The organism is Maribacter sp. R86514 (genome assembly GCF_044597005.1).
GTDB lineage: Bacteria > Bacteroidota > Bacteroidia > Flavobacteriales > Flavobacteriaceae > Maribacter.
Genome location: NZ_CP138999.1, coordinates 2,192,225 through 2,211,199, shown reverse-complemented (window position 1 = coordinate 2,211,199; position 18,975 = coordinate 2,192,225). Strand labels below are relative to the sequence as shown.

General features: G+C 36.5%; 15 protein-coding genes. 12 read left to right on the top strand and 3 right to left on the bottom strand.

Features of this window, described 5'->3' with window-relative positions; genetic code table 11:
- Window positions 1-3 precede the first annotated feature (3 nt).
- From SJY30_RS09640 to SJY30_RS09610, 7 genes are all read left to right on the top strand, one after another.
- Complete coding sequence (locus tag SJY30_RS09640) at window positions 4-1,758, top strand: TonB-dependent receptor (protein WP_396632010.1); 1,755 nt, start codon at window positions 4-6, stop codon at window positions 1,756-1,758.
- 146 nt (window positions 1,759-1,904) lie between these two features.
- Window positions 1,905-3,917: a hypothetical protein gene (locus SJY30_RS09635; protein ID WP_396632009.1), complete on the top strand. Its 2,013-nt coding sequence runs from the start codon at window positions 1,905-1,907 to the stop codon at window positions 3,915-3,917.
- A gap of 131 nt (window positions 3,918-4,048) precedes the next feature.
- Window positions 4,049-5,155 (top strand): OmpA family protein, encoded by a 1,107-nt coding sequence (locus tag SJY30_RS09630; RefSeq protein ID WP_396632008.1) that lies wholly within the window; start codon window positions 4,049-4,051, stop codon window positions 5,153-5,155.
- Between the two features lie 174 nt (window positions 5,156-5,329).
- On the top strand, window positions 5,330-6,091 hold the full coding sequence (locus SJY30_RS09625) for an NYN domain-containing protein (RefSeq protein WP_396632007.1): 762 nt from the start codon (window positions 5,330-5,332) through the stop codon (window positions 6,089-6,091).
- A 77-nt stretch (window positions 6,092-6,168) separates the two neighbouring features.
- Window positions 6,169-7,989: a DUF885 domain-containing protein gene (locus SJY30_RS09620; RefSeq protein WP_396632006.1), complete on the top strand. Its 1,821-nt coding sequence runs from the start codon at window positions 6,169-6,171 to the stop codon at window positions 7,987-7,989.
- A gap of 131 nt (window positions 7,990-8,120) precedes the next feature.
- Complete coding sequence (locus SJY30_RS09615) at window positions 8,121-8,498, top strand: hypothetical protein (protein ID WP_396632005.1); 378 nt, start codon at window positions 8,121-8,123, stop codon at window positions 8,496-8,498.
- A gap of 98 nt (window positions 8,499-8,596) precedes the next feature.
- Entirely contained in the window at window positions 8,597-10,222 is a 1,626-nt protein-coding gene (locus SJY30_RS09610; RefSeq protein WP_396632004.1) for an amidohydrolase, read from the top strand.
- A gap of 64 nt (window positions 10,223-10,286) precedes the next feature.
- On the opposite strand, the gene SJY30_RS09605 is transcribed toward SJY30_RS09610, so the two are convergent.
- Window positions 10,287-10,826: a DUF2911 domain-containing protein gene (locus SJY30_RS09605; protein ID WP_396632003.1), complete on the bottom strand. Its 540-nt coding sequence runs from the start codon at window positions 10,824-10,826 to the stop codon at window positions 10,287-10,289.
- A 246-nt stretch (window positions 10,827-11,072) separates the two neighbouring features.
- On the opposite strand from SJY30_RS09605, the gene asnB reads away from it, so the two are divergent.
- The gene (asnB, locus tag SJY30_RS09600; RefSeq protein WP_396632002.1) at window positions 11,073-12,746 is read left to right on the top strand and encodes an asparagine synthase B; all 1,674 of its coding nucleotides are present in this window, start codon (window positions 11,073-11,075) and stop codon (window positions 12,744-12,746) included.
- Between the two features lie 88 nt (window positions 12,747-12,834).
- On the opposite strand, the gene SJY30_RS09595 is transcribed toward asnB, so the two are convergent.
- Entirely contained in the window at window positions 12,835-13,020 is a 186-nt protein-coding gene (locus SJY30_RS09595; protein ID WP_396632001.1) for a CsbD family protein, read from the bottom strand.
- A 377-nt stretch (window positions 13,021-13,397) separates the two neighbouring features.
- Here SJY30_RS09595 and gyrB point away from each other — a divergent pair, with 377 nt between their 5' ends.
- Together gyrB and SJY30_RS09585 are read left to right on the top strand one after the other, a co-directional pair.
- A complete protein-coding gene (gene gyrB, locus SJY30_RS09590) occupies window positions 13,398-15,338 on the top strand; it encodes a DNA topoisomerase (ATP-hydrolyzing) subunit B (protein WP_396632000.1) in 1,941 nt (646 codons plus the stop codon).
- A 71-nt stretch (window positions 15,339-15,409) separates the two neighbouring features.
- Complete coding sequence (locus SJY30_RS09585; protein WP_396631999.1) at window positions 15,410-16,426, top strand: DUF6588 family protein; 1,017 nt, start codon at window positions 15,410-15,412, stop codon at window positions 16,424-16,426.
- A 184-nt stretch (window positions 16,427-16,610) separates the two neighbouring features.
- Here SJY30_RS09585 and SJY30_RS09580 read toward each other — a convergent pair whose 3' ends face one another.
- Window positions 16,611-16,988 carry a hypothetical protein gene (locus tag SJY30_RS09580; RefSeq protein ID WP_396631998.1) on the bottom strand — a complete coding sequence of 126 codons (378 nt, stop codon included), beginning with the start codon at window positions 16,986-16,988 and terminating at the stop codon, window positions 16,611-16,613.
- Window positions 16,989-17,271: 283 nt separating this feature from the next.
- On the opposite strand from SJY30_RS09580, the gene mdh reads away from it, so the two are divergent.
- A complete protein-coding gene (mdh, locus tag SJY30_RS09575; protein WP_396631997.1) occupies window positions 17,272-18,198 on the top strand; it encodes a malate dehydrogenase in 927 nt (308 codons plus the stop codon).
- A 138-nt stretch (window positions 18,199-18,336) separates the two neighbouring features.
- A complete protein-coding gene (locus tag SJY30_RS09570; RefSeq protein ID WP_396631996.1) occupies window positions 18,337-18,954 on the top strand; it encodes a hypothetical protein in 618 nt (205 codons plus the stop codon).
- Window positions 18,955-18,975: the final 21 nt, after the last annotated feature.

The window sequence follows — 18,975 nt, the reverse complement described above, 5'->3', positions numbered from 1 at the left end:
CCTATGTACAACAAACATATATTTACGCTTTTATTTTTAACGCTTGGCTTTCAAGTTGTTTTTGCTCAAGAAGAAGAGGAAAAAGATTTAGGTACGGAGACCGTAACGGTGACTAAAGCATATACGCCAACCGTTTCAGATGCTTTTAAGATTAAGTCGGTTCCGAATATGAACGATTCTATTGTCTTACAGAAAAAGCCTATTAATTATAGTATTTTTTCCGTTCCCGTAGCATCTACGTTTACACCTAATAAGGGTACGGCATCTAAAGTTGAAAGATTGCCACCGCCGGTATTGTATAATTCGTATGCCTCTTTAGGTGCGGGATTGTATGGTAATGTATTGGGCGAATTTTATACCAGTAGAACCATTAATAGAGACGAGAATTTCGATATTGGTTTCAATCACTTATCGTCTCGTGGCGGTATTGATGGTGTAGAATTGAACGATACGTTCTACGATACCAAATTAGACGCATCATACGCAAAACGTGATCGCGATTTAGATTGGGGAGCGGCAATAGGTTTACAACATCAATTGTATAATTGGTACGGAATTGAACCTGGTGTATTTAGTGAAACGGAATTGAATGGTATCGATGAACGCCAAAACTATTACATGGGCGAAGCTAGTGGTCATATCAATGTGGAAGACGCTTATTTTAAAAGAGCGGATTTAAAATACCGACGATTTTTTGACGCAGTAAGTTCAGGTGAAAATAGAGCGATATTCAATACCGGATTCGAGTTTCCGGTTAACGAAGAAACTTTAAATGCAAAAGTAAATGTAGATTATGTGGGCGGTACTTTTGAAAATGCGTCTTTAAACAGTACGACCAATGATAACGGAATCTCATATAGTAATTTACAAGTAGGTATTAATCCGTCTTTAAAAATGCTACGCGATGATCTTTCTTTGAATTTAGGCGTAAATGTGGTCTATGGAATGGATTTAGAGAATAGCGAAAGTAACTTCTATATCTACCCGGCCGTGACAGCGTCATACAGATTGTTAGATGAAACCGTAATCGCTTATGGCGGAGTAACGGGAGAATTAAAGCAGAACTCTTATTATGATTTAGTAGAGGGTAATCCGTTTGTTTCTCCGACCTTGAATATAGCACCTACAGATAGTCAGTATAATGCTTATGTAGGTTTTAAGGGTCAGTTGTTGCCTAATTTGAGTTATAATGTAAAAGGGTCGTATTCTGCAGAGAACAACAGACCGCTGTATACATTGAATCCTAGAAACGATTTTAGGTCAGATGACAAAGGGTACTATTATGGTAATTCATTTGATGTGTTTTATGATGACCTCAAAACCTTGGGAATTTTTGGGGAGTTGAATGTTGATGTCAACCGTAATTTTACTGCAGGTGTAAATGTAGCCGTGTATGATTATAGTACAGAAACCGGAAACCCAGCTTGGAACTTGCCAAATTTACAGGCATCATTGTTTATGGACTACCAAATAGGAGAGAAGTGTTATGCCGGTGCAAATTTATTTTATGTAGGCGAGCGAGATGATTTTTCGTCAACTGCATTAGAAAATGTGCCATCAAGTGATTTTCCGGCAGCGTTAATAACTTTAGATGGTTATTTTGATGCTAATGCACATGTTGGGTATCGTTATACAGATCAATGGTCGTTTTTCATAAAAGGAGCAAACCTTTCTAACAACGCTTACCAACGTTGGGCTAATTTTCAAGTGCAAGGAATTCAGATTTTGGGAGGCGCAACTTATAAGTTCGATTTCTAGAAAACAATTCATAAAATATTTGAACGCCTAAAAGTCGGTTTTACTGATTCTTGGGCGTTTTTTTATTTTTTCACATTTAAAACCAAACCCTCTTCAAATTACTTCGTAGGTATTCTTGATTCAACTAATAAAATCAATAATATCATATGAAAAAATCTATAATTTATTTAGCAATTTTAGCAAGCGCACTATTTATGGCTTCATGTAGTGACGATGACGATGCCATGGTAGATGTTACACCAGATGCCACTTGTGAAGACGGAGTAATGAACGGTGATGAAACAGGTATTGACTGTGGTGGTTCTTTTTGTGAGCCCTGCGGTGAAGGTATGACGGTTTTAGGTCGTAGAACAGACCTTTTCGTAACCAACAACGATAACGGAAATATTTCACGTTACAGCGTAACCGGAGATTCTTTGGTCACATTCATGACAACAACTACTGCTGCCGAAGGTATTTATTTTGATGCTACTGCAGATGTAGTTTTTCAAGCATCTAGAAGTGCATTGCAATTAGAAGCTTTTGCAGATGTAAGCACTTTGATGGATGGTGACGCAGTTACCCCTGCTTATACAAGTGGAGCAGATTTGGAGAGTCCAAGAGAACTAGCGGTTAACGGATCTTCTTTTGTAGTTGCGGATAATGGGGGGAACAAATTCTTCGTTTATGAGAATACAGGAAGCGGATTAACATTAACTAGTACTGTTGAGGTTCCTTTCCCAGTTTGGGGTATCACTTTTAAAGGTGATGATCTATATACCGTTGTAGACACTACGGGCGATTTAGCCGTGTATTACGATTTTCTTTCTAACGCTAACAATGGTGTTTTAAATCCATCGAAAAGAGTAACAATCGAAGGTATTATTAGAACACACGGTATTACTTATGATGGTACTGACGATGTTATGGTGTTGACCGATATTGGTGATGCGGCAGATGCAAATACCGATGGTGGTTTTCACGTAATTTCTGATTTTTCTTCAAAGTTCGATGCCTTGTCTGATGGTGAATTATTACCAATAGGTATGCAAGTACGTGTAGCAGGTTCTTCAACATTAATGGGTAACCCAATTGATGTTGCCTATGATTCTGAAACCGACGCGGTTTATGTTTCTGAAATTGGAAATGGTAAAGTATTAGGATTTAGTTCTATAGGTTCTGGTGGAGATTTGTCTCCGTCTTTCAATAAAGATTTAGCGATGGCTTCGTCTATTCAATTTAGTAGTGACGAAACTGATGGAAATACCGGTGATTCTAGTGAAGCCAGAGCAACAAGATTATATGCTACAAGTACGGCTGATGGAAATGTAAGTGTATACGATGCTTCTGGTATGTTGACAAAAACAGTAGCTACAGGTTCTGATGCTACAGAGGGTATTTATTATGATGCGTTCAATGACGTTATTGTTCAGGCTTCAAGATCAGGCTTGGCTTTAGAAGCTTATGGAAGTTTTAATGCTGTTACGGATTTAGCGAATATTACAGCAGATTTTTCAGGTAGTGCAGAATTGGCAAGCCCAAGGGAGATTGCTGTTTTTGGAAATAAAGTAGTGGTTTCCAGTAACTCAGAAAACAAATTTTATGTGTATGAGTATGACGGTTCTAGCTTTAGTCTTTTGAATACTTTTGATGCCGGTTTCGATACTTGGGGTATTACATTTATGGGGAATACCTTGTTAGCTGTTGTTGATGCTACGAGCGATTTAGCAGTGTACGATAATTTCTTGACCGACTTTTCTGCTGATGGTGCAATTACACCTACCAAAAGAATTACGGTTGACGGTATCGTAAGAACACATGGTATAGATTATAGCGAGGCTGATGATGTTTTGGTAATGACCGATATAGGTGATGCTACCGATGCGAATACAGATGGCGGCTTTCAAGTAACCCAAGATTTTGTGGCAAAATTAGCAGCTGTAGATAATGGCGGAACATTGGCGCTTTCTGATCAAACAAGAGTTGCCGGTTCTTTAACCGAAATGGGTAACCCAATTGATGTTGCTTATGACCATAAAACAAAAACGGTATTTATTGCAGAAATTGGTAATGGTAAGGTACTTGCCTTTTCAGATGCATTAAATGCTAGTGGTAATGTTGCACCAGCTATTAGTAATGACTTAACGTCTGCTGCATCTATTTACTTATATAACAACTAAGAGTTAAGGTTAGGTTTTTATTGTTAGTATGGCCCTTCTTTTGAGATGAGAAGGGCTTTTTTTGTGCGCTAGTTGTAGTGAAATCACCATATTTTATCTTTTCTGTATTTTAGGCAATCTATTTAACCCATATGCTACCTAAAAGACAGTATTTAGATTTTCTCTTGTTGCTTCTGTTATGTGTGCCTGTTTTAGTGACAGGACAAAATTTGGTGGTGAATCCTAGTTTTGAAAAATATAGAAATTGCCCTGTTACATTGGGTAATCTTGAAAATGATGTAATAGATTGGAATATGCCCACTATGGGTTCTACCGATTATTTTAATGGTTGCAGTACCGCCATGGGAACCCCAGAAAACTTCAATGGAAAGCAACCCGCAGATTTCGGAATAGGCTATGTGGGTTTCTACATGTATGCACCCAACGATTATAGAGAATATATTCAAGCAAAATTGAGTAACACTTTAACGAAGGGAGAGCGATATACGATTTCATTTTACGTGAGTTTGGCAGAACGATCAGATTTTGCTGTGAAGGAATTTGGTATCCGGTTTTCAGAGTTTCCAGTTGAGGTAGAAACTACCAAAGTGCTATCTGGCTTGCACTTTTCTAAGATGAAAGGGCAAGTTTCGGCAGAACTGGAAATATCCTATTCTAAATATTATTCCGATGAAATAAAATGGGTGAAACTGACTACGGAATTTGAGGCTTCTGGAACCGAGAAGTACCTGACTATCGGTAATTTTAAAAACAACAAGCGCACACAGAAATATCAGACCAAAAGAAAAATTAACAAAGGCTCTTATTACTATTTAGATATGGTTTCAGTGTCGAATGTGAAATCAAAAACTCAAAACTCAGAAGTTACAGAACTCAAAGATTATAAATTAGATAGTGTGCATATATTTAAAGATGTCTACTTTAATTCTAACAAGTCTAAAATAAGAGGTAATCATCAGCAAGAAATGGAATCGCTGCTTTTGTATTTAAAAGCAAATTCAAATATCAACATTGAAATTTTTGGGCATACAGATGATATTGGATCAGATAATTTTAATAATAAATTGTCGGTTAGGCGAGCTCATGAAATCGTTGGTTTTTTAATTGATAACGGAATTCAAAAAAATAGAATAAAAGCTCAGGGGTTTGGCAGTTTAAAACCCATTTCAACGAACAAAACAGAAGCAGGTAGATTTCTCAACCGGCGTGTGGAGTTTGTTTTGACCAAGCCAGATTAAATAGTACGTAGTTGTTTCGGTATAGTGAATGCTTAACTATATGCCCAAAGTTGTTCGCTAAATGTCACTTACAATAGTTTATTATTCGTAGTAAAGAAATCATTTTTAACTTTATCGGTCAACATCTTGCTATTCAAGTAGAAATCAAATTACCTTTACATAAAAACAGTACAAATGGATTTGAATCTAGCAGTATTAATAGATGGCGATAATATACCATCTGCCTATGTAAAGGAAATGATGGAGGAGATTGCTAAATATGGTAACCCTACCATTAAACGTATTTATGGTGATTGGACCAACCCACGTTTAGGTAAATGGAAAAATGTTCTTCTTGAAAACGCCATTACACCTATTCAGCAATATGGGTATACACAAGGTAAAAATGCAACCGATTCTGCCATGATTATCGATGCTATGGATGTTTTGTATTCTGGCAAGGTAAACGGATTTTGTATTGTTAGTAGTGATAGTGATTTTACGCGTTTGGCTACAAGACTTAGAGAAGCAGGTATGCAGGTTTTTGGTATTGGAGAACGTAAGACTCCAAATCCGTTTATTGTAGCCTGTGATAAATTCATATACATCGAAATTTTAAAAAGTAGGTCAGAAGAAGAAACGACCGATGCTGCAAATAAAACACCTACAGAAAAGAACACGGTAGATAAGATAACGCCAAAGGCATTACGCTTTATTTCAACGACTATCGATGATGTTGCCGATGATGATGGTTGGGCATTTTTAGGTGATGTTGGTAGCTTGTTACAAAAAAAGCAACCAAATTTCGATTCTCGTAATTACGGATTTCAAAAACTGACTCCGCTAATCAATTCCATTCCTCATTTTGAGATAGAAAGAAGAGAAGATTCTAAGGGGCGTAAAAAACTGATTTACGTAAAAATTAAGGAAAAGGCGAATTCAAAATCAAAGAAGTAATTCCTTTTTTAAATTCAAGAAAATAGAGGTTCATCAATCATAATAGTTTTGTATTTTTCAGAACAAATTCTACTACTATGATTCGTACCCTCTGGCTTTTACTATTCGTTGCTGTTATTTCTTCTTGTAAAGAATCTTCAAAACAAGAACAGCTTACTACAGCAAAACCTATTGCTGAGGTTTTTGCCGAGTTTTATGAGTTTAAGAAAAGCATCAACCCCATAGAGGCTACCAAAGCTGGCTTTTCAGAATATAATGATACAATAGCCAATTACATTTCAGATGATTACATTTTACATTTAAAAGACCGCTATACTTATTTTTTAGATCAATTAAGTAAGTATGATTCTACTCAAGTAAGTGCTGAAGATTATATGAGTATGCGTGTAATGAAGTGGGATTGTAATGTGAAGTTGGAAGGGGTGATGAACCCTATGGTAACCGTAGCATCGCCAATCTACGATTTGCCAAGTTTTGAGCTTATGCCACTTTTTCAAATACAGTCTTTGCATTTATATGTGGCGCAATTAGGCGGTGGCACAAGTGTACAGCCGTTTAAGAGCATTGAAGATTATAATAATTGGTTAAGTAGGTTAGAAGATTATTTGGTGTTTTTAGATACTTCAATTGAGAAAATGCAAAGAGGTATGGACAAAGATGTAGTGCTACCCAAAGTACTAACTTTAAAAATGCTACCACAAATTCAATCGTTTATTGATGTTCCTTTAGAAGAAAACCTATTCTACAAGCCAATAATGAATTTCCCAGACGGGCTTTCTGATGTTGATATGGATATTCTTCAGAGTAATTATGAAGATTTCATTCAAGAAAAACTAACGCCTAAATATGTAGAATTAAAACGATTTTTAACTGATGTATACTTGCCTGCTTGTAGAGATACCGACGGATTATCAGATCTGCCCAACGGAAAAGAAACGTATCAATATTTAATTAAATTACATACGACTACGAACATGACTGCAGATGAAATTCATGAATTGGGTTTGTCTGAAGTGGCTCGTATTTCTAAAGAAATGGAAGCTGTAAAGAATGAAATAGGTTTTAAAGGCGATTTAAAATCTTTCTTCAGTTCTCTTAGAAATAGAAAAGAATTAATGCCTTTTTCAGAACCTGAACAGGTAGTTGAAAGTTTTAATGCTATAAATGACCGTATAGCATTGCGCATAGATTCTTTATTCGCCCTGACACCAAAAGCAGGTTTTAATGTACGTAGAACTGAAGCTTTTAGAGAAGCATCGGCAAGTGCGGAGTATGTGCCGGGTTCAAAAGATGGGTCAAGAGCGGGAATTTTTTATGTTCCAATTCCTGATGTAAAAAGTTATAATAGGGTACATGATGAAGCTTTGTTTTTGCATGAAGCCATACCTGGTCATCACTTTCAATTAAGTTTACAGCAAGAAAATAATAAGCTTCCTGAGTTTTTACATCCTGAGAGTATGGGTGTTTTTGTAGAAGGTTGGGCACTTTATGCAGAGTCTTTAGGAAAAGAACTGGGTATTTATACAGACCCATATCAATATTTTGGTATGTTAAGTATGGAGATGCATAGAGCGATCAGGTTAGTGGTGGATACCGGTATTCATGCAAAAGGATGGAGTAGGGAAAAAGCGATTCAATATTCATTGGATAATGAGGCGGAGTCTGAAGAAAGTATAATTGCCGAAGTTGAAAGATATATGGCTACTCCAGGGCAAGCGCTTTCATATAAGATCGGTCAGTTAAAAATTAGAGATCTAAGAAAAATGGCTGAAAATAGTTTAGGTGATGATTTTGATATCAGTGAGTTTCATAGCCAAATATTAGACTCAGGTAGTTTACCTTTGGTTTTATTGGAAGAAAAAATAGTGAACTGGGTAGATGATAAAAAGTCTAAGTAGTAGTAAATGTCTTACTTATTGTGAAATATATTTAATTATAAATCGTTATTAACCCATATAAAACAATAATTTATATAATGAACACTAACCATGTTTTAATAAAAATTGTCTTACTCGTCAATGTTTTTTTTATGAGTTCGTTTAAAGCAAACCGTGCAATGAACTTATCTAAAAACAATGTCTCTATTGAACAAAAAGTGGATAAAAGCCCTGTGTTGGGTGCTTGGAAATTTCTTATGCCCGAAGCTGATTTGCCTTATAGAAATGGGCGAATTTTCATTTCTAAAACCAATGATGTTTACGAAGCGGTCATCAGTCTAAAAACCGGAACACTAAATGGTCAAGATGTTGAAGTTGATAATAATCGTATCAATTTTAATATAAATATAGAAGGTATAGAACGTACTTCTTTTGTTCTTAAGGTAGAAGGGGACAAGATGGTCGGTGAATTTTATTCCAACAGTAGCTCTAGCGAAGTTTTTGCAAAGAGGGAGCTACCCGAAGAATAAATATTTAAATCTTTCCGAAAAAATACTTAGTTTTCAATATTATTTAAAGTGAGCTATAAATGCTTACTTTTTCTATTTTGCTAACTAACTATTTTGCTGTGAAAAAACTTCTTCCAATTTTACTCGTTTTATTATCTGGTTGCGAACTCATGAAAGAGAAAGTTGACCTGGTAATCGTCAATGCTAAAGTCTATACGGTAGACGATTCTTTTTCTGAAGCGCAGGCCTTTGCTGTGCAAGACGGTAAATTCATAGCTGTTGGTACTACAGATGAAATAAGGGATGTTTATACTTCCGATCAGTTGATCGATGCCGATGGTAGAGCTATTACACCAGGTCTGATCGATGCACATTGCCATTTTTACGGTTTAGGCCTTAATCAACAAATAGTAGATTTAGTTGGTACTACAAGTTTTGAAGAGGTGTTGGAGCGCGTTAGGGCCTTTCATACAGCCAACCCAAAGTCTTTTGTTAGAGGTAGGGGCTGGGATCAAAACGATTGGGAAATCAAAGAATTTCCAACAAAGACGGAATTGGACACTATTTTCCCAGATATACCCGTAGCATTGGAGCGTGTAGACGGTCATGCATATTTGGTGAATCAGAAAGCCTTGGATATGGCAGGTATAGACTGGAGTACCAAAATTGAAGGTGGCGAAATAGTAAGAAAATGGGAGAATGGCTATTCTGGTATTACAGGGGTTTTGGTAGATAACCCAATGTCGCTTATAGATAGTATTATGCCATTACCGTCTTTAGAAGATAAAATTAAGGCGTTGAAAGATGCAGAAAGAATAAGCTTTAACCACGGACTTACAACCGTTAACGATGCTGGTTTAGATAGAAGTACTATAGAGCTTATTGATAGTTTGCAGCAAGCTGGCGAATTGTCCATTAGAGTGTATGCCATGGTAAGTAATAACCAAGAAGATGTGGATTATTATATCAATAAAGGTCCTATCAAGACAGATAGATTGAATGTAAGGTCAATAAAAGTGTATGGCGATGGTGCTTTGGGTTCTAGGGGTGCCGCCTTAAAAGAAGAATACAGCGATTTACCTAAGCATTTTGGAGCGATGATCACTCCCGTTGCAGATATTGAGGCATTGGCTGAAAAACTGGCAAATTCAGAATATCAAATGAACACACATGCCATTGGCGACTCTGCAAACGTTGCCGTATTGAGAGCTTATAAAAAAGTGTTGAAGGGTAAAGATGATAGAAGATGGAAAATTGAGCATGCCCAAGTATTGACAGAAGGTGATTTCAATTATTTTGAAGATGGTATTATTCCATCAGTTCAACCAACACATGCCACAAGTGATATGTATTGGGCAGAAGATCGTTTAGGGGAGAGGGTTAAAGGTGCCTATGCTTATAAAACCTTATTGAACAAAGCAGGAACGATTGCACTTGGTACTGATTTCCCTGTAGAAGATGTAAGTCCGTTTTTGACATTTTATGCTGCAGTAGCAAGACAAGATACTAGCGGATATCCTAAGGGAGGTTTTCAAATGGAAGAAGCGTTATCTAGAGAAGAAACTTTGAAGGGAATGACCATTTGGGCAGCGTACTCTAATTTTGAAGAAGATGAGAAAGGAAGCATTGAGCCTGGTAAGGTAGCGGATTTTGTCATCTACGATAAAGATATGATGACGGTTCCGGTATCTGAAATACCTACTATACGTGCTGAACAGACTTTTGTAAATGGTATAGTTAGATAATAATAAAAAGCAAAAAAAAGCCTCGGTAAATGACCGAGGCTTTTTTAATATATGTTGTTTTTAATTACATAGTAATAGGAACTGCAACTCTTGTTTTGTCCCAACCCATTACTAAATGAGCACCATCGTTAGCCTCTTTGAATGCAATAGAAAATTCTTCTAACGAAGCAGCATCAGAACCATTAGGTACGGTTACGCGAGCAACATCTGCAGCTTCATCGTAAAAGTATGATCCCCATTGGTTTAAATTTTCGTTCAAAATAACGGTCCACTCATCTTCACCAGGTATAGTGAATAAAGCGTATGTTCCAGCTTTAACAGCTTTACCGCCAAATGTAACATCTTTGTAGAATGTAATTTCAGGAGCTTCATTGGCACCTGTTCTCCAAACTTTTCCTGTAGGAGCTAATTCTTCCATAGAACGACCTTTTAATTGTGGTCTTCCATAAATAATACGTACCGCCTTTTCAGATACTTTGTAATCTGTAGGGTAGGCAGCCATATCCATTGGGCTTTTGTCAATTCCAGAAAATTCTTGGGCAGATACCGTAGAGGTTAAAACTAAGGTAAAAATAAGCGTAGCTAGTGTAAATACGTTTTTCATAATAATTGTTTAGGTTTTCTAGGTCATAAAACTAAGCAGTTCCTTACAGTCCGATTAATAAAAAGAAGTTAAATTTTTTGATTGTTACATTTCATCACGTTTTAAACAGGAATTTACACCAATGTATGTCAAATAGAACTTAAAATCTAATTTATAATTACAATATGTAATCATAATTAGCATATGTGTTTGTTAATTGAAACAATAAATTCATATTTGTATTCGAAATGATATAATTATTAGATTATGTGTGGAATAGTATGTGCATTTGATGTTAAGGAAAGTACGGAGTTACTTAGGCCTCAACTTTTAGAAATGTCGAAGAAAATAAGACATAGAGGTCCGGATTGGAGTGGTATCTATGCAGATGATAAAGCCATCTTGGCGCACGAGCGTTTGGCTATTGTAGATCCAGCTTCTGGTAAACAACCATTATTAAGCCCGAATGGTAAATTGATATTGGCTGCGAACGGAGAAATATATAATCATAGAGAATTACGTAAGCAGTTTGAAGGTACTTATGACTTTCAAACAGAATCTGACTGCGAGGTTATTTTGGCTTTGTATCAAGAAAAGGGAGTTGATTTTATAGATGAATTGAACGGTATTTTTGGTTTCACGATTTATGATGCCGAAAAAGATGAATATTTTGTAGCTCGTGATCATATGGGCATTATTCCATTGTACATGGGTTGGGATAAAAACGGAACGTTCTATGTAGCATCAGAATTAAAAGCACTTGAAGGTACCTGTACCAAAATTGAATTATTTCCTCCAGGGCATTACTTGCATAGTGCTGACGGAGAAATAAAAAGATGGTACTCTAGAGATTGGATGGAGTATGATGCGGTAAAGGAAAACGAAACTAGCATTCAAGAAGTTAAGGAAGCTTTAGAAGCGGCGGTTCACAGACAGTTAATGTCCGATGTGCCATACGGTGTATTGTTATCAGGTGGTTTAGATTCATCGGTAACCTCTGCGGTTGCAAAAAAATATGCACAGAAGCGTGTAGAGAGTGGAGATACTACAGATGCTTGGTATCCTCAATTACACTCTTTCTCTGTTGGTCTAGAAGGTTCGCCAGATCTAGCTGCTGCAAAAAAAGTGGCAGACCATATAGGTACCGTACACCACGAGATCAAGTTTACCATTCAAGAAGGTTTAGATGCTATTAAAGATGTTATCTATAACATTGAAACATATGACATTACTACCATTCGTTCTTCTACACCTATGTATTTAATGGCACGTGTTATTAAGTCTATGGGTATAAAAATGGTATTGTCGGGTGAAGGAGCAGATGAGATATTTGGAGGTTACCTGTATTTTCATAAAGCACCAAACGCACAAGAGTTTCATGAAGAGACCGTACGTAAATTAGATAAGCTACATATGTACGATTGTTTAAGAGCTAACAAGAGTTTAGCTGCTTGGGGAATTGAAGGTCGTGTACCGTTCTTAGATAAAGAATTTATGGATGTTGCTATGCGTATCAACCCGCAAGATAAAATGATCAACGGTGAGCGTATGGAGAAATGGGTTGTTCGTAAGGCTTTTGAAGATATGATACCGGAAAGTGTTGCTTGGAGACAAAAAGAACAATTCAGTGATGGTGTAGGTTACAGTTGGATCGATACCTTAAAAGAATTGGTTGAAAAGGAAATAACAGATGAGCAAATTGAAAATGCAGCATTCCGTTTTCCTATCAACACGCCATTGAACAAAGAGGAGTATTACTATAGAACTATTTTCGAAGGACATTTTCCTAGCGATGCTGCAGCATTAAGTGTACCGCAAGAAGCAAGTGTAGCTTGCAGTACGGCAACGGCTTTGGAATGGGATGAGGCGTTTAAAAATATGAATGACCCTTCTGGTAGGGCAATAGCTAACGTACATGACGAAGCATATGTTAAGCAATAGGGTTTGAATTAGTCATTATATCTATTGTAAAAACCCCGTCTACTTCTGTAGGCGGGGTTTACTTTTTATGTGAGAATGATTTTAGTATTTAAATACTATCGATCATTTCTTTTAGTTTCTCTTTAGACTCTCCGGTCTTTTCTTGAATTCTTCCTAATAGCTCATCTGATTTTCCTTCAGTATATGTAAGGTCATCATCGGTAAGGTCACCGTATTGTTGTTTAAGTTTTCCCTTAGCTATATTCCACTTTCCTTTAAATTGTTCTTCATTCATAATAGATTATTTTAAGATTATACCTCTAAGTTACTATCCATATCTAAAGGATATCTTAATGTTTTGGCTAAGAAAGGGATAAGGCAAATAATCAGTTTTATTCCGTTAATTTCAGAGGTGAGATGTTAAGATCGTGCAAAAGAAACTAATGGGATTTGGTGTGCAGTATATAAGTTGTGCTTTATAATGAATTAAGCTTTTGTGCATCGATTCAGAAGCGAATTCAGAAATATGGTGCTATTTAGGTAATAAGGGCTAATTTTCCACAATTATTGTTGATAACTTGCATTTGTCCAATCCTTAGAAAGGCTATATTTCATGGGGTATTGCGTATATTTGTAAGATTGCAAAATTTGAAGTAAAACAACCTTAATTTTATGAGCGAAGAAGCAAATAAGAGAAATTATTCGGCAGATAGTATTCAGGCCTTGGAGGGAATGGAGCACGTACGTATGCGTCCATCCATGTATATAGGTGATGTTGGGGTCCGTGGTTTGCACCATTTAGTATATGAAGTAGTAGATAACTCTATTGATGAGGCTATGGGTGGTCATTGTGACAACATTAGCGTAATCATAAACGAAGATAATTCCATAACCACTAAAGATAACGGTAGGGGTATACCTGTTGATCTTCACAAAAAAGAAGGCGTATCTGCATTACAGGTTGTAATGACCAAAATTGGTGCAGGTGGTAAGTTCGATAAAGATTCTTATAAAGTTTCTGGTGGTCTGCACGGTGTTGGTGTATCTTGTGTAAATGCACTGTCCGATCATTTATCGGCAACGGTTTATAGAGATGGTGTTGTTTGGCAACAAGAATACTCTAGGGGTAAGGCTTTGTATCCTGTTAAAAGAATAGGAGAAACTACGGAGAGAGGTACAGAGGTGACTTTTCACCCAGATGATACCATATTCACACAAACTATAGAATATAGCTACGAAACTTTGGCAAATAGAATGCGTGAGCTTTCTTTCTTGAACAAAGGGGTGACTATCAGTATTACGGATAAACGCCAGAAAGATGAAAAAGGAGAGTACGTTGGAGAAACGTTTTTTTCTAATGAAGGTCTTAAAGAGTTTGTTAAGTTTTTAGATGGTAACCGTGAGTCTTTGATACAAGGGGTTATTGCTATGGAAGGGGAAAAGAATGATATTCCCGTAGAAGTAGCCATGATATATAACACTAGTTATACAGAGAATCTTCACTCTTACGTAAACAATATTAATACGCACGAAGGTGGTACGCATTTATCTGGATTTAGAAGAGGATTAACTTCTACTCTAAAGAAATATGCGGATGCTTCTGGAATGTTGGATAAGTTAAAGTTTGAAATTCAAGGAGATGATTTCCGTGAAGGTCTTACGGCAATTGTATCCGTAAAAGTTTCTGAGCCTCAGTTCGAAGGTCAGACAAAAACAAAATTAGGTAACAGAGAGGTTTCAGCAGCAGTAAGTCAGGCAGTGTCTGAAATGTTGACGGATTATCTTGAAGAGCACCCGGATGATGCTAAAACTATTGTTCAAAAAGTAATTCTTGCAGCGCAAGCTAGACATGCAGCTTCTAAAGCTCGTGAAATGGTACAGCGTAAGAATGTAATGAGCGGTGGTGGTTTGCCTGGTAAACTATCCGATTGTTCTGAGCAAGATCCTGAAAAATGTGAGATATTCCTTGTCGAGGGAGATTCGGCAGGTGGTACTGCAAAAATGGGTCGTGATCGTAACTTTCAAGCGATCTTGCCACTAAGAGGTAAGATTTTGAACGTTGAAAAAGCCATGCAACATAAGGTTTTTGAAAACGAAGAAATCAAAAACATGTATACTGCTTTGGGGGTAACCATTGGTACCGAAGAAGATAGTAAGGCATTGAACCTTGAAAAATTGAGATATCATAAAGTAGTCATCATGTGTGATGCCGATGTCGATGGTAGCCATATTGAAACTTTGATATTAACCTTCTTCTTCCGTTATATGAGAGAGTTGGTAGAACAGGGGCATATTTATATTGCTACTCCGCCTTTATATTTAGTGAAGAAAGGTCAGAAAAAGCAATATGCTTGGAGTGATCAAGAACGTGATGATATTGCCAATAGTTATAGCGGTGGTGTAAGTATTCAGCGTTACAAAGGTCTTGGTGAAATGAACGCAGAGCAGTTGTGGGATACCACAATGAACCCTGAGTTTAGAACATTACGTCAAATACAAATAGATAATGCGACGGAAACAGATCGTGTTTTCTCAATGCTTATGGGTGACGAAGTGCCACCTAGAAGAGAATTTATTGAGAAAAATGCTGTTTATGCAAACATTGACACATAGAAAATACCATTTACACAACAAAAACCTGCGCCTACAGCGCAGGTTTTTTAGTTTTAGATAAAATTAGAAATATGAAAAATCTACTTACTTGCATTTTTGTTGGAACATGCTTAACGGCGACTGCTCAAGCAGATTTCAATAATGTGCTTTCAGCGGGAGTTGAAGATGCCGAAAGGTTTACTACGGATTACATGTCTCCATTATCGGAAAGTGTGGTGTACAGCATGTCAACAGGTTGGTATAATACTGCCGATGCAAAACCCTTAGGCGGATTTGAAATTTCAATTATAGGTAACATTACCGGTTTTAAGAATAAAGAAGATAAAAAGACATTTATCCTCGATCCAAACGATTATCAGAATTTGGATTTTGTTGATAACCCTGGCGTTGCAAGAGAAGTTTCAACTGCATTAGGTGATATTTCAGGAACAGAGGTATTCGTAGAAGGTGAAGTATTAGGGGTAACGGTTCGTGAGACTTTTGAACTACCATCAGGACTAGCAGGAGAAGATATCGATTTTATCCCTTCAGGATATTTGCAAGGAAGTTTAGGGTTGATCAAAGGAACAGAAATAAAGGCAAGATTCCTTCCTAAAATAGAATATGAAGATGCATCTATAGGATTGTTCGGTGTAGGTATTCAACATGACTTCACTAAATTATTGCCAGCAGATAAAATTCTACCTGTAGCTATTTCCGCCGTAATAGGATACACTAATATTAGTGGAGATTATGACTTGGCCAATGCCAATTTAGTAGATGGTGAAAATCAGCGAATAGAAGCTGAAATCAGCAGCTGGGCTTTTGGTGCGGTGGTTTCAACAAAATTGCCTATCATTAATTTTTACGGTGGTGTAAATTATATTACGGGCAAGTCTGTAACAGATGTACTGGGAACATATAGAGTTACAAGCGGTCCATTTGCATCAGAAACTTATGAAGACCCTTTTTCAATTACCAAAAAGGTAAATGGTGTAACCGGTACCTTAGGTACTAAACTGAAATTAGGTTTCTTTAGGTTAAATGCCGAATACAATTTAGGGGAGTTCAATACTGCAACGGTTGGTGTTAACTTCGGTTTTAGATAAAGACAAGTTTGAAATGTAAAAAGGTCCGATAAGAATTATCTCTAATTCCGTCGGACCTTTTTTTGTGCTTTAAATAAGCGTAGGTAATACTTGTTAAAAGCTGTTTTTAGAACAACAATGGGTATAAAAAAGACTGCCCAGATCCCTCCGGACAGCCTTTTTCCCATGGCCCTGTTAAAATCGTTTATTGCCTTATAGCCAAAGTACCACCATCTTTCTTCTGAAGATAAGAAACATCATCAGTATCTTTTATAGTGATTATATTATTTGGCTTGCCTTCTAGACCTTTATACTCTACGGTATAAACATCGTCTTCTTTGGACCAGTTGAAATCTGTTTTTAAGATAATCGTAGAACCTTCAATTTCTTGATATCTACCTAAATAGACATCATTGAAAATCCATTCTTTACGAATTGTTTGTTTTGAGGAACTTTCGCTTACAGTTAGTTCTGATTGAGACCATAACCCTATGATTGGGTCATTGTTTTCTTCTATTCGAGAACAGTTCGCAAGAAATACTATGGCGCATATCGCCAACAAAGAGAGGAACTTCTTAGTCATAAGTAGGTTAATTTAATTTTTTTGGATTTGGGATCCACAGTAATTAACGTGACTAATTTTGGGATATTACTTTAATTCGATGTACGGTCGCTTTTTGACGATTTCTTCGTTAAAGCGCAAAATTTTTTAACAAAACATGCATTTTGTCGATGCTTTTGAGCTTAATTAAATCAACTGCTACTTAGCATAATTCGTCAATAAATACCTATTTTTGAAACGAAAATTCAATAGACATAAAGTGGACATACCATTTTATATATAATAATTCATAAAATAGAAATAAATGAAAGTTACAGTTGTAGGTGCTGGTGCGGTAGGTGCTAGTTGTGCAGAGTACATTGCCATTAAAGATTTTGCATCAGAAGTGGTTATTTTGGACATTAAAGAAGGTTATGCTGAAGGTAAAGCGATGGATTTAATGCAAACGGCCTCTTTAAACGCATTTGATACAAAGATAACAGGTAGTACAAATGATTATACTAAAACAGCAAATAGCGATATTGCAGTAATTACTTCTGGTATTCCAAGAAAGCCAGGTATGACCAGAGAAGAATTGATCGGTATTAATGCTGGTATCGTAAAAACGGTTTCTAGCAGTTTATTGGAGCATTCTCCAAACGTTATCATAATCGTAGTAAGTAACCCTATGGATACTATGACATATTTGGTACATAAAACTACTGGCTTACCTAAAAATAGAATTATAGGTATGGGCGGTGCTTTGGATAGCGCTCGTTTCAAGTATCGTTTAGCAGAGGCTATGGAAGCTCCTATTTCTGATATTGATGGTATGGTAATAGGTGGTCATAGTGATAAAGGTATGGTACCTTTAACTTCTCATGCAACTAGAAACAGTATTCGTGTATCTGAATTTTTATCTGATGAAAGATTAGAGCAAGTTGCTGCCGATACTAAAGTTGGTGGTGCTACTTTAACAGGATTGTTAGGTACAAGTGCATGGTATGCGCCAGGTGCTGCAGTTTCTGCTTTGGTTCAAGCTATCGCGTGTGACCAAAAGAAAATGTTCCCTTGTTCTACAATGTTGGAAGGAGAATATGGTCTAAATGATATCTGTATAGGTGTACCTGTAATCTTAGGAAAAAACGGTATTGAAAAAATAGTTGACATTCCATTAAGCGATGCTGAAAAAGCGAAAATGCAAGAAAGTGCTGCTGGTGTTACTAAAACCAATGGTCTTTTAGAGCTGTAGTTTATATACTCTTAAACATAAAACAAAGCCTTTATAGTCTAACTATAAGGGCTTTGTTTGTATTAATAGGTAAGCATTGGTATTATATATTGTAAAAAATATACTACCTAGAATAATCTTTCTTTTTATATTTGCCGCATGAATGCAAAATGGTGCGTAAGTACTCTATTTATTATTCTAGCCTTATTAGGGCTAAGTCAAGAGCAAACTAAAGCTTCTAATCAGCAAATTGTACTACAATTTACAGATGTAGAATTAGCTTCAGAGTCTGCTCATGATGAAATTTTAGCGGTAATTACCAAGAAACTAGAAGTTCTAGGTGTTGATGGTGTTGAAATTATAGAAAATGACAGTGCTCAATTAAGTATTCGTTATTATAGTGATGTTGATGCGCTTAGTGTTAAAGAGTTTCTTTCTGAAGAAAATCAGCCACTAACAACCAATGAAGAAGAATTTCCTTCAGACCACCCAAAAGAACGACTACCTGAAACATATAATTTAGTAGTATCCGACCTGCATCAGCAAGCAGATAGCGGTGTTACTTTGAATGCTACTCTAGTTGCAGTTCAAAAGCAGGATTCTAAAAAATTGACTAACCTGGTAGTATTGCCGTTTAGTGATGCTGTAGAATTAGAGCAAGATGTTCTTGTTGCTACGGCTTATAAGATTAATAGAACTATTGCAATTGCAATAGATAATACTTCACAAATAATTCCAGAAGTAAGGGCAGGGCCTTACACATGTGGAAATAGCTAATTTCCGATAACATATACTAGT

Bases quoted from the DNA above. Each gene is read 5' to 3' on its own strand.
- SJY30_RS09640 (WP_396632010.1), top strand. From the start codon at position 4: ATGTACAACAAACATATATTTACGCTTTTATTTTTAACGCTTGGCTTT.
- SJY30_RS09635 (WP_396632009.1), top strand. From the start codon at position 1,905: ATGAAAAAATCTATAATTTATTTAGCAATTTTAGCAAGCGCACTATTT.
- SJY30_RS09630 (WP_396632008.1), top strand. From the start codon at position 4,049: ATGCTACCTAAAAGACAGTATTTAGATTTTCTCTTGTTGCTTCTGTTA.
- SJY30_RS09625 (WP_396632007.1), top strand. From the start codon at position 5,330: ATGGATTTGAATCTAGCAGTATTAATAGATGGCGATAATATACCATCT.
- SJY30_RS09620 (WP_396632006.1), top strand. From the start codon at position 6,169: ATGATTCGTACCCTCTGGCTTTTACTATTCGTTGCTGTTATTTCTTCT.
- SJY30_RS09615 (WP_396632005.1), top strand. From the start codon at position 8,121: ATGAGTTCGTTTAAAGCAAACCGTGCAATGAACTTATCTAAAAACAAT.
- SJY30_RS09605 (WP_396632003.1), bottom strand. From the start codon at position 10,826: ATGAAAAACGTATTTACACTAGCTACGCTTATTTTTACCTTAGTTTTA.
- asnB (WP_396632002.1), top strand. From the start codon at position 11,073: ATGTGTGGAATAGTATGTGCATTTGATGTTAAGGAAAGTACGGAGTTA.
- SJY30_RS09595 (WP_396632001.1), bottom strand. From the start codon at position 13,020: ATGAATGAAGAACAATTTAAAGGAAAGTGGAATATAGCTAAGGGAAAA.
- gyrB (WP_396632000.1), top strand. From the start codon at position 13,398: ATGAGCGAAGAAGCAAATAAGAGAAATTATTCGGCAGATAGTATTCAG.
- SJY30_RS09585 (WP_396631999.1), top strand. From the start codon at position 15,410: ATGAAAAATCTACTTACTTGCATTTTTGTTGGAACATGCTTAACGGCG.
- SJY30_RS09580 (WP_396631998.1), bottom strand. From the start codon at position 16,988: ATGACTAAGAAGTTCCTCTCTTTGTTGGCGATATGCGCCATAGTATTT.
- mdh (WP_396631997.1), top strand. From the start codon at position 17,272: ATGAAAGTTACAGTTGTAGGTGCTGGTGCGGTAGGTGCTAGTTGTGCA.
- SJY30_RS09570 (WP_396631996.1), top strand. From the start codon at position 18,337: ATGAATGCAAAATGGTGCGTAAGTACTCTATTTATTATTCTAGCCTTA.